At 60.4% G+C, this 15,600-nt stretch carries 17 protein-coding genes and 4 pseudogenes; 15 read left to right on the top strand and 6 right to left on the bottom strand.

Annotation, left to right across the window (positions count from 1 at the left end; genetic code table 11):
* Window positions 1–46 precede the first annotated feature (46 nt).
* Window positions 47–467: pseudogene (locus IF204_RS20380) on the top strand (IS30 family transposase); the annotation flags it as partial.
* A gap of 68 nt (window positions 468–535) precedes the next feature.
* On the opposite strand, the gene IF204_RS19210 reads toward IF204_RS20380, so the two are convergent.
* The 4 genes from IF204_RS19210 to IF204_RS19195 all read right to left on the bottom strand — a co-directional run bounded on the left by IF204_RS19210 (window position 536) and on the right by IF204_RS19195 (window position 3,883).
* Window positions 536–1,306: an ABC transporter ATP-binding protein gene (locus IF204_RS19210; protein WP_245888657.1), complete on the bottom strand. Its 771-nt coding sequence runs from the start codon at window positions 1,304–1,306 to the stop codon at window positions 536–538.
* Entirely contained in the window at window positions 1,303–2,052 is a 750-nt protein-coding gene (locus IF204_RS19205) for an ABC transporter permease (RefSeq protein ID WP_106268951.1), read from the bottom strand. The genes IF204_RS19210 and IF204_RS19205 overlap by 4 nt, the downstream gene beginning before the upstream one ends.
* Before the next feature lie 76 nt (window positions 2,053–2,128).
* The gene (locus IF204_RS19200; RefSeq protein WP_322743314.1) at window positions 2,129–3,163 is read right to left on the bottom strand and encodes an ABC transporter substrate-binding protein; all 1,035 of its coding nucleotides are present in this window, start codon (window positions 3,161–3,163) and stop codon (window positions 2,129–2,131) included.
* Between the two features lie 66 nt (window positions 3,164–3,229).
* Entirely contained in the window at window positions 3,230–3,883 is a 654-nt protein-coding gene (locus IF204_RS19195) for a flavin reductase family protein (RefSeq protein ID WP_194098674.1), read from the bottom strand.
* A 116-nt stretch (window positions 3,884–3,999) separates the two neighbouring features.
* Here IF204_RS19195 and IF204_RS19190 point away from each other — a divergent pair, with 116 nt between their 5' ends.
* Window positions 4,000–4,638, top strand: a complete 639-nt coding sequence (locus IF204_RS19190; protein WP_194098673.1) for a GntR family transcriptional regulator — start codon at window positions 4,000–4,002, stop codon at window positions 4,636–4,638.
* A 133-nt stretch (window positions 4,639–4,771) separates the two neighbouring features.
* Here the strand turns inward: IF204_RS19190 and IF204_RS19185 are convergent.
* A pseudogene (locus IF204_RS19185) lies at window positions 4,772–5,059 on the bottom strand (IS21 family transposase); the annotation flags it as partial.
* A gap of 189 nt (window positions 5,060–5,248) precedes the next feature.
* Here IF204_RS19185 and IF204_RS19180 point away from each other — a divergent pair.
* Window positions 5,249–5,350 (top strand): annotated as a pseudogene (locus IF204_RS19180) (integrase core domain-containing protein); the annotation flags it as partial.
* Here IF204_RS19180 and IF204_RS19175 read toward each other — a convergent pair.
* Entirely contained in the window at window positions 5,347–5,595 is a 249-nt protein-coding gene (locus IF204_RS19175; RefSeq protein WP_407658950.1) for a hypothetical protein, read from the bottom strand. The pseudogene IF204_RS19180 and the gene IF204_RS19175 overlap by 4 nt on opposite strands.
* 194 nt (window positions 5,596–5,789) lie before the next feature.
* Here IF204_RS19175 and IF204_RS19170 point away from each other — a divergent pair, with 194 nt between their 5' ends.
* From IF204_RS19170 to IF204_RS19115, 12 genes and pseudogenes are all read left to right on the top strand, one after another.
* Entirely contained in the window at window positions 5,790–6,116 is a 327-nt protein-coding gene (locus tag IF204_RS19170; protein WP_010138156.1) for a hypothetical protein, read from the top strand.
* A pseudogene (locus tag IF204_RS19165) lies at window positions 6,073–6,748 on the top strand (lytic transglycosylase domain-containing protein). The gene IF204_RS19170 and the pseudogene IF204_RS19165 overlap by 44 nt, the downstream one beginning before the upstream one ends.
* On the top strand, window positions 6,745–7,035 hold the full coding sequence (locus IF204_RS19160; protein ID WP_054540759.1) for a TrbC/VirB2 family protein: 291 nt from the start codon (window positions 6,745–6,747) through the stop codon (window positions 7,033–7,035). The pseudogene IF204_RS19165 and the gene IF204_RS19160 overlap by 4 nt, the downstream one beginning before the upstream one ends.
* A gap of 9 nt (window positions 7,036–7,044) precedes the next feature.
* Window positions 7,045–7,323 carry a type IV secretion system protein VirB3 gene (locus IF204_RS19155; RefSeq protein WP_009574151.1) on the top strand — a complete coding sequence of 93 codons (279 nt, stop codon included), beginning with the start codon at window positions 7,045–7,047 and terminating at the stop codon, window positions 7,321–7,323.
* The gene (locus IF204_RS19150; RefSeq protein ID WP_194098672.1) at window positions 7,313–9,697 is read left to right on the top strand and encodes a VirB4 family type IV secretion/conjugal transfer ATPase; all 2,385 of its coding nucleotides are present in this window, start codon (window positions 7,313–7,315) and stop codon (window positions 9,695–9,697) included. Before IF204_RS19155 ends, IF204_RS19150 begins: the two co-directional genes overlap by 11 nt.
* Window positions 9,694–9,909 carry a hypothetical protein gene (locus tag IF204_RS19145; protein WP_194098671.1) on the top strand — a complete coding sequence of 72 codons (216 nt, stop codon included), beginning with the start codon at window positions 9,694–9,696 and terminating at the stop codon, window positions 9,907–9,909. Before IF204_RS19150 ends, IF204_RS19145 begins: the two co-directional genes overlap by 4 nt.
* Window positions 9,910–9,913: 4 nt before the next feature.
* Window positions 9,914–11,080, top strand: a complete 1,167-nt coding sequence (locus IF204_RS19140; RefSeq protein ID WP_194098670.1) for a lytic transglycosylase domain-containing protein — start codon at window positions 9,914–9,916, stop codon at window positions 11,078–11,080.
* Window positions 11,077–11,874, top strand: coding sequence for a type IV secretion system protein (locus IF204_RS19135; RefSeq protein ID WP_194098669.1), 798 nt, complete (start codon window positions 11,077–11,079; stop codon window positions 11,872–11,874). The genes IF204_RS19140 and IF204_RS19135 overlap by 4 nt, the downstream gene beginning before the upstream one ends.
* Window positions 11,875–11,888: 14 nt before the next feature.
* Window positions 11,889–12,536, top strand: coding sequence for a virB8 family protein (locus IF204_RS19130; protein WP_194098668.1), 648 nt, complete (start codon window positions 11,889–11,891; stop codon window positions 12,534–12,536).
* Window positions 12,533–13,234 (top strand): TrbG/VirB9 family P-type conjugative transfer protein, encoded by a 702-nt coding sequence (locus IF204_RS19125; protein WP_194098667.1) that lies wholly within the window; start codon window positions 12,533–12,535, stop codon window positions 13,232–13,234. The genes IF204_RS19130 and IF204_RS19125 overlap by 4 nt, the downstream gene beginning before the upstream one ends.
* Window positions 13,231–14,556 (top strand): TrbI/VirB10 family protein, encoded by a 1,326-nt coding sequence (locus tag IF204_RS19120; protein ID WP_194098666.1) that lies wholly within the window; start codon window positions 13,231–13,233, stop codon window positions 14,554–14,556. The genes IF204_RS19125 and IF204_RS19120 overlap by 4 nt, the downstream gene beginning before the upstream one ends.
* Window position 14,557: 1 nt before the next feature.
* On the top strand, window positions 14,558–15,592 hold the full coding sequence (locus IF204_RS19115) for an ATPase, T2SS/T4P/T4SS family (protein WP_194098665.1): 1,035 nt from the start codon (window positions 14,558–14,560) through the stop codon (window positions 15,590–15,592).
* Window positions 15,593–15,600 lie beyond the last annotated feature (8 nt).

Genomic DNA, 15,600 nt, shown 5'->3' with positions numbered 1-15,600 from the left:
CCAAGCGACAATCTGAACCTATGTCTAGAGCGCCGAATGCTCTTAGGGCGTCATGAACGTCGCCTGTCTGGTGGAGCGGGCGACTTGATTTGTTATCCTGTGCCGCAATAAAGACTGAAGTTCAACGCACTTCATTCACTACTGATGGATGTCAGGGTGCCCCGGCCCCAGCGAGTTTGTAAATCCATCACCTTCGATCGTGGGTTTGAGTTTTGAACCTGGCGCAAGATCAAGTCCGGCATCGGCACCTATAGCGGTTTGTGCGGCCCGCAAGCACCTTGGCAGCAGGACCCATCGAAATTCTTAAAAACGGGCCCGCCACTACTTACCCAGCGAAACCCAGCTTGGCGCGCTTTTAAATCGCAGTATTAAGGGCGCTTTGCGACTGCCTGAAGAGCGCACCCAGAAAGTGTCTCGGATGGAGGCCGACTGAGGCAGTCAGGGAAGAATTGATGAAAAAAAGATAGCGGAAACCCGCGCAACGGCTCTTGAGAATTCGTCCCTTAGAGAAACTCCCCGTCTTATTCACGCCCGGTCAAATATCGAGTTCAGCCCACAAAAGCTGAAAATACTCTTGGTATTTGGTATTACTCCGCAGCATTACTGGGTCGCGTTCTTCTCGGCTAAGATCAATGTCAATCATGTGTTTAATCCGTCCCGGACGGCGACTTAGCACCATCACTCGGTCGGCCATCGTCACAGCCTCCCCGATGTCATGGGTGACCAGGATCGCACTCTTGCGTTGTTTGGCGATGATATCCAGCACTTCGGATTGCAACAGTGTACGCGTCTGAAAATCCAGCGCCGAAAAAGGCTCGTCCAGCAAAATAACGTCTGGGTCCAGCGCCAGAGTGCGCATGAAAGCCACACGTTGGCGCATACCGCCGGATAATGTGCCGGGTTTAGAGGTTTCGAACCCCTTGAGGCCGTAAGAAGAGATAAGTCGATCTGCAATTTCATAACGTTCAGCCGTTGCCATCCCTTTGACTTCGAGGCCAAGCGCAACATTGTCACGCACGTTGCGCCAAGGCAGCAGCATGTCCTTTTGCAACATGTAACCGACCTGGCCCCGCGCTTCGAGCACACGGGTGCCATCAACGTACACCTCGCCCTCGGTAGCGGGCTGGAGGCCCGCAATCACATTGAACAAAGTTGATTTACCACAACCAGATGGGCCAACGATGGCCAAAATCTCATCAGGTTTCAGGCTGAAATTGATATCGCTGAACGCGACAACTTCGTTTTCACTGCCCGGATTGAAAGTGACAGACAGATCTTTGGTTTCAAGGGGGGTAAAATCGCTCACCAACGCATCCTCCGGTCCAGTTCGGTAACGGTTCTGTCCATCAATAGCGCCACAACCATCAGGGCGATGATGCCCACCCAGACCCCATTGAGATCATAGAGGACCCCCGAATAGTAGACGAGATAGCCAAGCCCCGATTGCGAAGAAATGTATTCGCCGACAACCGCGCCGATCAACGCAAAGCCCACATTCAACCGCAGTGCCGACAACATCCAAGGTACGGCGGCAGGCACAACGACCGTGCGCCACATCTGCAAACGTGTCGCCCCCAGCGAGCGCATCAACCTCAGCAAATCCTTGTCCGTTTCCAAGGTGCCATTATACGTCGCAATCAGACTAACGATTAAGGTCAGTGCGGCGGCAATCGCGATCTTTGACTCGATACCAATCCCGAACCAAACGATAATCAAAGGCGCAAAGGCAATTTTCGGCACGCCGTTGATTGCCACGATGAAGGGGCGCACGATCTTGGCCACCGTTTCGTTTAGCCAAAGGCTTAGGCCCAAAAAACTGCCCAAAGTGCTGCCGATGACAAAGCCGATGACGGCCGCCAACGCAGTCACAGCGGCATGACCAAAAATCTCGCCCGACATGGTCAGGTCATAGGCGCGGGCGGCGATGCCCGATGGAAACCCGTAAAGGTACGCAGACAAATAACCAGCCTTTACCGCGATTTCCCAAAGCCCGAAAATCAACATCGCCAAGGCGAGCTGACCGGGCAAATACTTGAAGGTAGACAAACGCATCACCGGCGCCCCTGAGTTTGAAGTTTGCTTGGCTTATTGCGTTGCGCCTTTGGCTCTGGCTCAAAGGCGCAACACTTTAGTTGCTGTTGGCAAGGACGTCGGTTGCGGCCTGAGCGAAAGACATATCCACCATGTCCTCGAAAGCGCCCTCTCCCCGGATGGTGCCCGCCGCCAGATCATGGGCCATAATCGCGTCCCATTCTTGTCGTGTCACCAACGGGTTGCGCGGAACAACGCCCTCGGTTCCCAACAGGCGATCTGTGCCTGCAGCGACCGCTTCAGACGGGACCTGATCGAATTCTGCAGCAGACACGCGACGATAGATATCGGGCTGCGCGTGCAAAAGCGCCATGCTTTCGGCCAGGGCACTTACAAAGGCTTGCACGACCTCGGGGTTGCTTTGGGCGTAGGCGCGCGACACCATGGTGGAGGTAAAGGCGATTGGTCCCAAGACCTGCGCCAAAGGCAGCGATACTTGCAATCCATGCACGGTTTCAGCAATGCTGGCGTCCCATTCAAAGGCACAGCCCACATCCGCGCGCCCGTTCAGGACCGTTGGAATGATTGAGCCAAAGGGGCCTTCCATGAATTTCACACCAGCCTCGCTTGGATCGAACCCGCCCGCTGATTGCATGGCGTAGGTTGGCGATGAAACTGTGTTGGAGGGGAAGCGATAGGAGGCAATGGTCTTACCACGCAGATCATCGAGGGAATTGATCGTCACACCGGGCTTGGAAATGAACCACAGACCGATTGCGCCCGCCATTTTGGCGATCACCTGTGTGTCAGCGCCCTCTATGGCGGAATTGACGGCCATGCCCGTGCCGGTCATGGCGAATTCTGCGCGGCCAGCATTCAAGATCGAGATCGGTTCGGCCACCGAGCTTGCCGATGAAATTTCCACGTCCAAACCGTGTTTCTGAAAAATGCCTTCGCGCAATGCCGCATAAGCCGGGGTGTAGTTGGCGAGGCGCAGTGCTGTGGTGACTTTCACGGGGATCAGATCTTGTGCGCGGGCTCTGCCACCGGTGAGGGTCAGGGCGCTTGCTGCGCCAATCCCTGCAACAACCGAACGGCGCGAGAGTGTGTGAAGTTTCTTGGTCTTGTTCACGGCGTAACTCCTCAGTTGGTTAAAGTGTTCGATCGCGCGCTGATGACGCAGCTGCCCCATCGTTGATTAGGCGCGGCCTTCCAGACCGGCGCGGGCATCTTTATCGGACCCCGGCACGCGCATTTCGAAAGTTTCGCGCACGACGGTGTAGTCAAAATACCCAAGTCGCGCGATTGGCTGGATCGCGGCGATATCAAGACGACCATCGCTTTGGATGAACTGATCGTCGATATGAATCAGTTCAACCTGAGCAAACACCACATCCACTGTGCCCATGGATGAGTTGCCCTTCTGTGTGTGGGTGCTGAGATAACGGCACTCAAACTTGCAGGGGCTCTCCTTGACCATCGGCACGCCGCCATTTTCGGCGTAGACCCGTGTCACATCAATCCGGTCAAATTCGCTTTCGTCCGGCGCAAGCGCCATTGCGCTGATGTTCACGGCCTCGCGCAGGTCGTATGTCGCCAGGTTCCAAGCGAACCACCCTGTTTCCTCGGCATTGATCACCGTGTCCTTGCGCCGCCCATCGGGATAGCGGTTGGCCGCAAACATCACCATCGGAGGATCAAACGTCAGGTTGTTCCATTGGCTGTAAGGCGCGATGTTTTCTACGCCGGTTGCGCTGATGCTCGACAACCATCCAATCGGGCGCGGCACGGTGCAAGCTTTGAAGGGCGAAAACGGGAGGGGGCACGACTCGGAACCGGGTGCGTATTTCATCAAACTTCCTTCTGCTTGACTGGGTAAACTCAATAAATATACCTCCGATATATTGGTGATATGTCAAGCTTTCAGTGATATGGAATTGTCTAACTGGGATGTAAGGACCGCTTTGAATGGCCAACAAGACACAGCAAGCCATTGAACTTCTTCAACGAATGATTGAGACAGGGCAACTTGCTCCGGGAACGATGATTTCGGAAAAGGTCTTAGTGGATCTTACTGGATTGGGCCGAACACCGGTCCGCGAAGCGATCCACCGCCTAGCTCCGAGCTACATGATTCGCATTCACGCCAGCAAAGGAATCGAAATTCCTGCGATCACCGTAGAGGACCAACTCAGTCGACTGGAAGTCAGACGGGCGGTCGAGGTCTTGGCGGTAGAATTAGCCTGCAAGCGGGCGGATGAAAACCAACGCCAAGCGATGTGCAGACTTGCTGACGTGATGAATCAAGACTTCACCTTGCAAGAATACACGAACACAATCCGAGACACTCATGGTTTGATCATCGACGCCGCGCGCAACCAATATCTCGGTTCAATCATGTTGCCGTTACAAGGGTTATCGCGTCGTTTTTGGGTCGTGCACGTGCGTGACGAAGCCCTCGAAGTTGGTCGTGGCCGTGACCTACACCGCCGGATTTTGAACGCGATCGCCGATGGCGATAGAGACGCGGCACATTTAGCTTCGCTGGCTCTCAATGATTATTTGGTGGAGTTTGCGATCGCAGTCGTTTCCCGCCGCGCCGATTGAAACGGCTATTGGCAGTGCGGTTTCCCGCGGCTCTGTCGCTCAAATTCGTCAAGAGGTTCATCTCGTGAATCCAGCGTAGTCGTTGGCTTGCATGAGCGAACCGATACCTCCGACAAACAAGATCAGGAACTCAGCCGCCATCAAACCCACACTCATCCCGCAACCGCTCGAAGATGCGCTTGGCTGGGTGACGCTGCTTGCGGGGACGAGCTTTGTCCTCGGCAAGCCACTGGTCGATCTGATCCGTGAAAGGATCCAGCTTCGGCCGCCGGATCGGCGCCATCCGCTGATACCAAGGCGGCTCCGAATAGGCCAACATCTTCGCAACACTGTCCCGGCTGATACCGAGATCCCGGGCAATCTGGCGCCCGCTCAAGCCATCTTGGAAGTGAGCCCGACGCACCTTCAAATACAAGTCCACGGTGAATATCCCCAAGCCCTCCCGAAATCCGAAAGGGCAAACGTGGCCGACTTTTACGCCGCCCGCGACACCACAGCGGCGCTGCTACCGTGGCCGAGTATTGCTCCGCCGTTCACAATTATAGGGGGGGGTGACCGACTTCGCCAACTTTGCGGCCGACCAGGCTACTAAAAACCTCACGGCTTTTGCCGAGATCACTACAACACTGTCAGGCCGCACAGCGCTCTGGGTTACCGCCCACCCGCGCCGAAAAGCGTCGTCCCGATGGACCAGAGACCTACAATGCACTAAAAATCAAACCGGACCACCCGATGGGGGCACACCACGCGCTCGGCGTCGAGACAACGGAAGTAGTCCTGCACATCGTCAATGTAGGTCTCGAAATCGCTTCTGATCAGATCGGCGTAGGCACGCATGTCTTCTTGCGACTGGGGCAAGAACGGTCGTTCGGGAGGCACGCAATCTGCTGCCGCGGCTATCGGCATGCTTCCAAGCAGGAACGCGAACAGCAACGGTGCGTTGCGCGCAATAAACAACCGCAGGGCAAAACTCCTTTGCCGCCTTTAAGATTATCATTCTGTCGGCTATCACCGTTATCGGAGCAAGGCGAACTTCGTCAACACGTTATTATTGCCTTGCTATCATTAATGTTGTTTTGTATCGCTCACGGTGTTGCGACCCCGTGGGCCTGATACTGCACCCAGGCAGAACAAGGACCCAAGGGAAGGCCATGATAGAAGAAGCCCCGAATGTGGTTACAGAAGACGGACTGCGCGGCTTGCTCGCCGAGGGCTACCTCATTGAGGTGGTCTGCAAGGAGAGAGCAGAGAAGCGCCATAACAGCTGGTACGGCTCGTGGGTCATCCGCGCCGTCGCCACTGATGGGCGTGACGATAAGATGCTCGTCACCAGCCGAAGCGTCCTCAAGCTCCGCGACTTCAAAACCATCGTTGGCCTTGTCAGTTTCCTGGCCGACATGGGCTGTACGACCGCTAGCATCCCACTTGAAGAAGGTGGCCGCGAGCGCCACGCCGCGCCTCCGGTCAAAGGCAGCTGACCGCGCGACTGCACTCGTCGTTGCTTTGGGTACAGGCGTTTGTTCCGCGCCCCCGGCCCCCTCCGACGGTTTCATCTTTTCGGTTGGCCCAGACGGCCAATTGATTTCCACTTCTCAAGAGACAAACGGGCGCCTTTTTCTCTTCGCAGAACCTCGCGTTCCTGACGCAACGAGCGAGACAGCGATCCCGGCTCGATCCGCCGCCCGCGCCACCCCAGAAATCCTCCATGCGATCGAGACCACGGCTTTGCGGTATGCCGGGCATGGTGCGCTGCGTCGCGCAGGGCTTTCAGTCACTGATTGGGCGCTCCTTTACCGGGCAAGTCGAGAGCGCATACAATCCGGCTGCACGTAGCCCTGTCGGTGCCATAGGCCTTGGCCAGCTTATGCCGGACACCGCCCGCGACCTCGGCGTGGACCCACATGACATTGCGCAGAACCTCGACGGATCAGCCCGCTACTTGCTGATGATGCTCGACCAGTTCGGCGAGGGCTCTCTGGCCCTTGCGGCGTACAACGCTGGCCCTGAGGCGGTCACACGCCACGGCGGCATCCCCCCTTTTCGAGAAACCCAAGGGCATGTGGCCCGTGTGACTGCCGTGTTTGAGCGGCTCAGAGGAGATCTTTCATGACATCGAGACCTTCGATCGTCGCGCTCGGCGCGATGGCCCTTATCGTGCTGGCAGGTCCAGCGCTTGCACAGAGCATCGACCTCTCGCCGGTACAGACCCTGCTTCAAGGCATTGTCGATGCGATCACCGGTCCCTTGGGGATCGTGATTGGCACGCTCGCACTGATCGGGGTGTTCCTTTCTTGGCTCTTTGGCATCCTCGACTTTCGTCAGGCGCTTTGGGTCGTGGTTGCAATCGCGGGCATCGCCGCAGCACCCACCATCGTCGCCGCCATCTGGACCACCTGAGCTCCATCCATGGCTGACCAGTCCCGCGTATTCATCGGTCTTCTCAGGCCACCCAAGCTGATGGGCCTGCCGATCATGTACGCCATGGTCTGGCTCTTCGGTTCGACGCTTCTGTTCCTCTGGGTGCAGAGCTGGGTGGTGGCCGTCTTCGCGGGGCTGGCCTGGCCGGCGCTCTGGAAGGCCGCGGACTGGGATCCGAACTTCCTCGATGTCCTGGTGATCACCTTGCAGGAAACCCCGCCCACGACGAACCGCAAGCTGCACGGAGGCGACAGCTATGCCCCGTGATGGACTTACCAATGACGTCGCAGAGGCGCTCGATCCGCTGACTGCGCTGCCCGCATGGGTCAAGGGCGAGAAGCGGCTCTCGTCGATGCTGCCCTACGTGAGCCTCGTGACCGACCGGACGATCCGGACACGCGGCAACGAGCTGATGCAGTGCATCAGGCTCGAGGGGGTGAACAGCACCACGAGCGAGGACGGGCATCTCGACCGGATCGGAGGGTTGCTGGCTGGCATCGTGGCGCAGGTCGGGACCGAGTTCTCATTCTACCTGCACAAGGTCTCGAAAGCGGTCGATGTGACCCTGCCGCCCATACCGGGCGAGGGGTTTGCTGCCGCCGTCGACAAACGATGGCACGCGCATCTCGGCCGCGCTGGCTTGCGCGACAAGACGCTGACCCTGACCGTGCTGAAGCGCCCCGAGGCGAGCAGCCGTCTGCCCTTCGGCTTGGGCGCGTCGCGCGCCCGGCATGCGGCGGACACCACCCGCCGCTTGCGCAAGCTCGACGAGGTTGTGGGTTTTCTGCTGTCGTCCTTCGATGAGCTGAAGCCCCGCCTGCTGGCCGCAAGCACCGGCGAGCTTCTGGGCTTCCTCGGTTCACTCAACACAGGCGAGGAGCACCCGCTCTTCCCCCGGTCGCGCCTCGGTGTGATCGCCGAGGACGTGGCCAATACCCGGGTCACCTTCCGCGGCCCGACCATTGCGCTGTCCGATGGTGCCGTCGGCGACAAGCTCGGTGCGCTCTTTGCGGTGAAGAACTACCCCGCCAAGACCGATAGCCTGATGCTCGACGAGTTGAATCTGCCCGTCGACATGGTAGTCACGCACTCCTTTGTGCCGATCAACGCCAACATCATGGCGGGCCGGATCAAGCGGCAGCTGCGGCTAATGCAGGCCGCCAATGACGGAGCCGTTAGTCTCGCCCAGGAACTGGAACTCGCGCAGGACGATCTGGAATCGAAACGCCTGATCTTCGGCGAACATCATATGACGGTGGCGGTCTATGCGCGGACCCAAGCGGCACTCGACGACATCGCGGCCGAGATCCGCAATATCTCGGCCACCTCCGGCATCAACCTGATCTCGGAAGCCTTCGGGGGGCGGGCGCATTTCATGGCGCAGCATCCCGGGAACACCGGGGCGCGCAGCCGAAAGGCCGCAATCACGAACCACAACTTCGCCGATCTCGCCACTTTCCACCGCACCCCGCTCGGCAAGACTGGTCGGGAAGTGCCCTGGGGCGTGCCGATCACGCTTTTCCCGACGCCAGAGCGCAGTGGCTTCCGCTTCAACTTCCACGAACAGGGCGCACCGGATCGTGAGCCAACAGGTGGCCACACGCTGATCCTCGGCCGTCCCGGCTCCGGCAAATCCGTCCTGGCGGCTTTCCTGATGACCATGGCACGGCGGGCAGGTGCGCGGGTCTTCGTATTCGACTATCGCGCGGGGATGGAGATGGCCGTCCGCGCGCTCGGCGGCAGCTATTCGACCGTGCGGGCGGGGCGCCCCACGGGCCTCAATCCGCTCCAGACCGAGATCGACATGCGGGGCCAGGCATGGCTTGCTGATTGGCTCGCGAGCCTCTTGGAGCGGCGCGATCGACCGCTAACCCCGGTTCAGACCAACCGACTGCAGGAAGTCGTGCGCCAGAACGCCAGCGCAGGACATGCGGGCCTGCGGAACTGGTCAGATTTCGCCTCGCTGCTGGTCTCGACCGATGACGAGGGCGATCTCTTCGAGCGTATGCAGGAATGGACGGCCGAGGGCCGCTATGGCTGGATCTTCGGGGCCAATGCCGAGGACAGTTTCAGCATCGATGGAGACGTCGCGGGCTTTGACCTCACCGGCATCCTCGATTCCGAGAGCGAGCGGGAACGCATGGCGGTCCTGTCCTACCTCTTCCGTCGGGTCGAGCGGGTGATCGAGGACCGCAAGCCCACCATCATCGTCATCGACGAGGCATGGAAAGCCCTCGACAACGCCTACTTCGCGGAGCGACTCAGCAACTGGCTGGTGACCGCCCGCAAGCAGAACGCCGTCGTCGTGATGATGACGCAATATGCCAGCCAGCTCGAGCGCACGCGCACCGGCAAGACCATCGTGGAAGCGGTGCCGACGCAGGTGCTCTTGCCCAACATTCGTGCTTCCGCCGCTGACTACGCGATGCTCGGCCTGACCGAGAAAGAGCTCGACGTGCTTCTGGGCGTCGGCTCGGCCTCGCGGCTCGCGCTTGTACGCGACGACCGTGGTTCCGTCGTGATCGATGCCGATCTCAGCGCGCTCGGCCCGCTCGTGACCATCCTTGGCGGAATGGAGAAGGGCGAAGCGCTTGTCGGCGCCGATTATCGCGAACGTCCTGATTTCTGGAGAGTGACATGACCCGTACCATCATTCGCAGCGTCGTGCTGCTCGGGCTCGGCCTGACCCTGACAGCCTGTGCGCAGCATAACCCCCCGCAAGCCAACTGCTTCAATTTTCGCGAGGCTCCTGCGCAGGCAGGAACCGCCACCGCCACGATCTCGACCATGGGGGCGGAGGTTACGCGCCGCGACACGGCCTGCGATTTCGCCCTCTTGGGGGCGGGCGGCTGAGCCAATGCGGACCTGGCTTCCTCTCTCGATGATCGGCCTTGCGCTGGCAGGTCCCACGGCGGGGCCAGCGGTCGCCCAAGGCGTGCCGACCTTCGATCTGCGCCTATTCGCAGAGCGGCAGGCCATCCTTGAGCAGACCGATCGGGACCTGGCACTGCAGCAGGACCGGCTAAGCCGCGAGGAGGAACTGGCCGAAATCGAGCGCCAGCAACTCGCCTCCCTCGAAGGGCTGATGGATGCCATGTCGCTTGGTGCTGGAGACGTGGCCGGAACCGTGGCCGGGCTCGAGGCGGGGCAGGGGGCGGTAGACGACGTCGAAAGCGCGGCCGCCAGTCTCTATGCGCCCGAGGACACCAATCCAGCGGCAGCGCGGATGTTCGGCGATGCCCGGGAGGGGATCGAGGAGCTGATCATCCGCGCAGCACGCGACACTCACAGTCTGTCCGGGGTCGGCCGCGCAGGTCTTTCGCTCGTGCAATGGCGCTGTCTCTTGCAGGCGCTGATCTGGCAGGAAAGCCGTTTCCAGATCGGGGCACGCTCACCCGTGGGTGCCTTCGGACTTACCCAGATCATGCCCGGTACCGCGGGCGATCTCGGGATCTACCCGGCCTATTACGACGATCCCTATCTGCAGGTCACCGGCGGTGCGCGATACCTCGCACAAATGCTGAACATGTTCGATGGCAACATTATCCATGCGCTCGCCGCCTATAACGCCGGGCCGGGCAATGTGCAGGATTATGGCGGTGTGCCACCCTTCGCGGAAACCCAGCATTATGTCGTGGTGATCCCGCAGCAGTACAACAGCTACCTCGCGGCTGTGGGCGGCATCGACGCGCTCGGCACCATCGACCCTGTGCTCCTCGCCAACGCGAGTTTCAGCCTCTCGGCCCACGGCGCAGGGGTCTATGGTGACTATTCGCTGGTTTCGGTCCGTGCCGCCGCCCTGCGGGTTCAGGACATCATCACCCGCATCGGTGAGACCGAGGATCTCCACGAGGCCATCGCGCTCAACACCTATGCCCGGGCCGAACTGGCCCGGCTGGTCGCAATCCGGACCCGGATCAAGGCCGCCCGAACCGAGCCACTCAGCGCCGAGCAGATCGCCTTGGCGGCAGCGCAAGCTGTCGAGCGGCAATACATGGATTTCAGTCAGGAGGATTTGCGTTGAACCTGCGCCTGCCCCGTTCCCTTTTCGCCGGTAGCATCGCTCTCGCGCTTGCCCTCAATGTCACCGGACCTGTCGCGGCACAGGGTGTGCCCACGGTGGACACCCAGAACATTGCTCAGGAAATCCGCCAGCTTCAACAGATGCTGCAGGATTTCGGGATCCAGACCGATCTTCTGGACAATGCGTTGGAGCAACTGGACATGCTGCAAAGTCAGCTCGATCAGCTGAACGAGATGTATGCCTCACTCACCGGACCGCGCAGCATCCTCGGCCTTGCGATGGGCGGGGATCTGGACAACCTGCTCGAGGCGAATTTTGAAGATATTCCCGGTCTGATCCGGGGCATCCAGGCGGGCGACTGGAGCAGCCTCATCGGCCCTAATGCAGGCCCAATGCGCACCCAGATGGAAGCGGCGCTGGCAAGTGCCGGTTTTGACGAAGATTCCCTGCGCGAGATTGCCACCAGCGGCAGTCCAGGGGCGGAAGGCGTGGCCACCCGCGCAACCACAGGGGCCGTCATGTCCGCAGCTGCCCAGAACAGTCATGCCGAGGCCGAACAGTCCCTCGAGCGGGTTGAACGTCTGGTCGAGATGATCCCGGACATGGAGGATCTGAAAGCCTCCATGGACCACAATACCCGCGTTACAGCAGAGCTCGCCATCGCCATGACACGCATGTGGGAGTTGGAAGCAATCCAGACCCTTGGCGCGGGAAATGCTGGCGTGGTCGATGCTGCCACCGTTGCCGAAGAGCGCCGGTACATGGACTTCACCCTGCCGGACCTTGAGCCATGAGTAGGGCAGGGGTGATGACTGCGCGCGAACTCGTGGAAGAGGAACTTGTCTACGGTGCCCTGCGCCGGGAACAGCTTTGGCGGATGATCGGGATTTCTGGAGCAGGCTTTGGTGTATTCGGCTGTTTGACAGCTGCGGCTGTCGCGCTGATGGTCGAGACGCCGCCTCCCATGGTTGTCCCCTACGATCCCGCGACCGGGCTGGCGCTTCCCAATGCCACGGTTGAAACCGTGTCGCTCGCCGAACGCCCTGCCGTGATCGAAGCGCAAATCTACCGCTACATTCTCGACCGCGAAACCTACAACCAGCTCGACAACGATCTTCGTGTCCGCCGTGTCCTGGCACAGTCTTCCGGGTCGGCCGAGGCCAGCATGCGCGCGATGTGGACATCGGGTCAGGAGAACTATCCGCCGACGCGTTACGGGGCTGCGGCCGAGATGGCTGTCGAGATCGCATCGATCACCCTTATTGGCGATAACCGCGCCCAGGTGCGGCTCAGAAAGCGCCTGACAAGCCCGCAAGGGGTACAGGATGGATCGTTCACTGCCACGTTGATGTTCGAATTCCGGCCCGAGCGGACCCGCGCGATCGACGACGTTTGGCAAAACCCTTTCGGTTTCACCGTTACCCAATATGCCATCCGATCGGACCGTTCCGAATGACTCGCACTCCAATCTCTGCGCTGCTGGCCGCCAGTATTCTCGCGTTCGCGGGAACGACTGCTTTGGCCGAAACTACGCCCCGTCCAGGCTCTCATGACAATCGCGTGCGCGTCGCGACCTGGACTGAAGGCCAGGTTTACCGTGTCGTCACGACTCTGACCCGCGTCACCACAGTCGAATTCGGTGAGGGTGACACTATCCGCTCGATCATCGCCGGCGATACGGTCGGGTTTCAATTCGACGGTGTCCCGGGTGGCCGTGCCTTCGCCATCAAGCCGACAGCATCTGGCGTCGCCACCAACATCACCGTCTACACCAACCGCCGCTCCTACTACTTCCATGTCGTCGAAGCCCGGGAGACGCCGCATTATGTCGTGCAGTTCCGCTATCCTGAAAACCGCGTGCAACCCACCAGGGCGGTTGCGGCCGATGCGCCGAACGCGAACTATGCGGTCAGTGCCCGAGAAGAGTTCACGCCGACGGCCATCTGGGATGATGGTACCTTCACGTATTTCCGGTTCGCACGGAATGCGCCGGTGCCCGCCATCTTCCGATATTCGAACGGCAGGGAACGCGCGGTGAACAGCCAGGCCTTGAGTGACGGCGTCATCCGCGTGTCCGGCGTCAACCGACAATGGGTCCTTCGCCTTGGCGAAGAGGTGATTTGCGTCCAGGACGCAGGACAGGCCACATCATGACCGCAGGTACGGAAGACCTCGCCGCGCGCCTCGCGGCTCTCGAAGGCTCGACAGGCAAAGCGAAGGCCAACAAGCGGCCTGCGCCGCTTGCCGCGATCCTTGGGGTCGTCGGCATCGCGGCAGCAGGCGGTCTGGCGTGGGCCGCCCTGCAGCCGTCGGCAGAAGCGCCAATGGCGACCGCCGCGCCGGAGGAGTTCCAGAGCAGCGGCCCCGGATTCGGAGATCTGGCGCCGATTTCTGCCCCGGAGCCCAGCCAAGCCCCGCCTGCGGACACAGGTCCGAGCGAGTCGGAACTCGCGCTGATGGAAAGTCTTGCGACATTGAGAGCGGAACTCGAGGAACTGCGCGCAAGACCGGCCGAGGCCGCGGATAGCGGGGCGGAGCAGGCGATTGCGGACCTGACGGCGCAAATTGCCACCTTACAGGAAGCATCCGCCGAGGCTCAGCGTGCCCTCGAGCGGCAGCTGACCGAGCGGGACCGCGAATTGGATCAGCTCCGCATGGACTTGGAACTTGCACGGCTTGCACCACCAGAGCCGACCTCATTGGGACCAAGTGAAGAAGAATTGCGGCTGGCCGAACTCGAAAGGCGGCGCGCAGCCGAAGCTGAGGCCCGCGCAGAGCGTATCGCGTCTCCTATGATCGCGTTCTCCGGGATGGGCGCGGGTGCGGATAGGGAGAACACGCTGGAAGCCGCACGTTTGAATGCAGATGAAGCCTTTGTTCGTTCGGGCGCACAACCTGCGCAGGTGACACGTGCCGAAGTGATCGCGAACCCATCGAACACGGTTGTTCAGGGCACCATGATTCAGGCTGTGACAGAGACGGCCCTCGACAGCACACTGCCCGGCGCGATCCGCGCCATCGTCTCGGAAGACGTCCATTCTTTCGATGGAACGCGTATCCTGATCCCGCGCGGCGCGCGGCTGATCGGGCGCTACCGCTCCGATGTCGCACTTGCCCAATCGCGCGTCATGGTGGCATGGGACCGGATCATCTTGCCCGATAATCAGACCGTGCAGATCAGCGCCTTCGGTGGAGACGAACTTGGCCGTACTGGCACCACCGGGTCTGTCGACACCCGTTTCGCGCAACGCTTCGGCTCCGCCGCGCTGATCTCCTTGATCGGCGCCTTGCCTGCGGCTGCGGCGGGTCAAATCGACAGCGAGGCGGCGGCCGATGTTGCGAGCGATGTCGGCACGGATCTGCGCGATAGCACGCAAAGCGTGATGCAGGACTATCTGGCGATCCGGCCAGTGATACATGTCGATCAGGGTACACGGATCACGGTCATGGTCGATCGTGACCTCGAGATTTTCTGACATGGCTGCAAGTTATCTGGAAGCGTCGCTCGACCGTTTCGGCCCCGAGGTCCTGCGCGACGACACGATCGAGATCTGCATCAATCCTGACGGACAAGTCTGGGGCGAATTCCAGGGCGATCACTTCATGCGAGGTGTCGGCAGCCCGCTGAGCCAGACCGAGATCAAGGACCTCGGCAACCAGATCGCCTCGGCCGCCTCGACGACGCTCAGCACGAAGAAGCCCATTGTCTCGGTCTCGATCCTATATCGAGATCGCCCGATCCGCGCGCAGGTGATCCAGCCGCCGGCAGTCGAGGGCGGGTTTTCAATATCGTTGCGCTTCTTCTCCTCCCTGCCGCTGGAGGCAATCCGGCTCGGCTTCCTCTATGGAAAGGAGCGCAGCCTCGAAGGTCTGCGGCGCGAACGAAACGCCGCGCTGCGCGATGTGGTTGCCTCCGGCGACATCGACGCCGCGCTGCGCTTCTGCGTCGAGAACAAGCTCAACATGATCGTTTCGGGCGGTACATCGACCGGCAAGACGGTTGCGGCGCGCAAGATCCTTTCGCTGATCCCGCCCGAAGAGCGGATCATCACCATCGAGGAGGCGGCCGAGCTGCGCCCCGAGCAGCCCAATGCCGTGACGTTGATCGCGGACCGGGACACGGATGCCCGCAGTGCCGATGTGCTCTTGGCCTCAACGCTTCGCATGCGACCTGACCGGATCGTCCTAGGCGAAGTCCGCGGGCGCGAGGCGATGACGTTTCTCGAGGCAATCAATACCGGCCACGGTGGATCGCTGACTACGCTGCATGCCGAGACCCCACAACTTGCTGTTCGCCGCCTCGCCATCGCCGCCCTGAAAACCGATGTGCCGATGACCTATGCAGACATGATCGATTATATTGAGGGCTCGATCGACGTGATCATTCAGGCAGGCCGCCATGAAGGCGCGCGCGGAATCACCGAGTTCTTTCTCCCGGGCCAAACCACAGATTTGAACCTCGACACGGTCGACGGCAGAGGCAACAAGAGCCCCTCCGTTGCCGCTGAGTAAAAAAGGAA

Origin of the sequence: Marivivens aquimaris, assembly GCF_015220045.1 — a bacterium.
Lineage (GTDB): Bacteria > Pseudomonadota > Alphaproteobacteria > Rhodobacterales > Rhodobacteraceae > Marivivens > Marivivens aquimaris.
The sequence above is the reverse complement of the archived record's forward strand: the minus strand, read 5'-3'. Positions and strand labels throughout refer to the sequence as shown.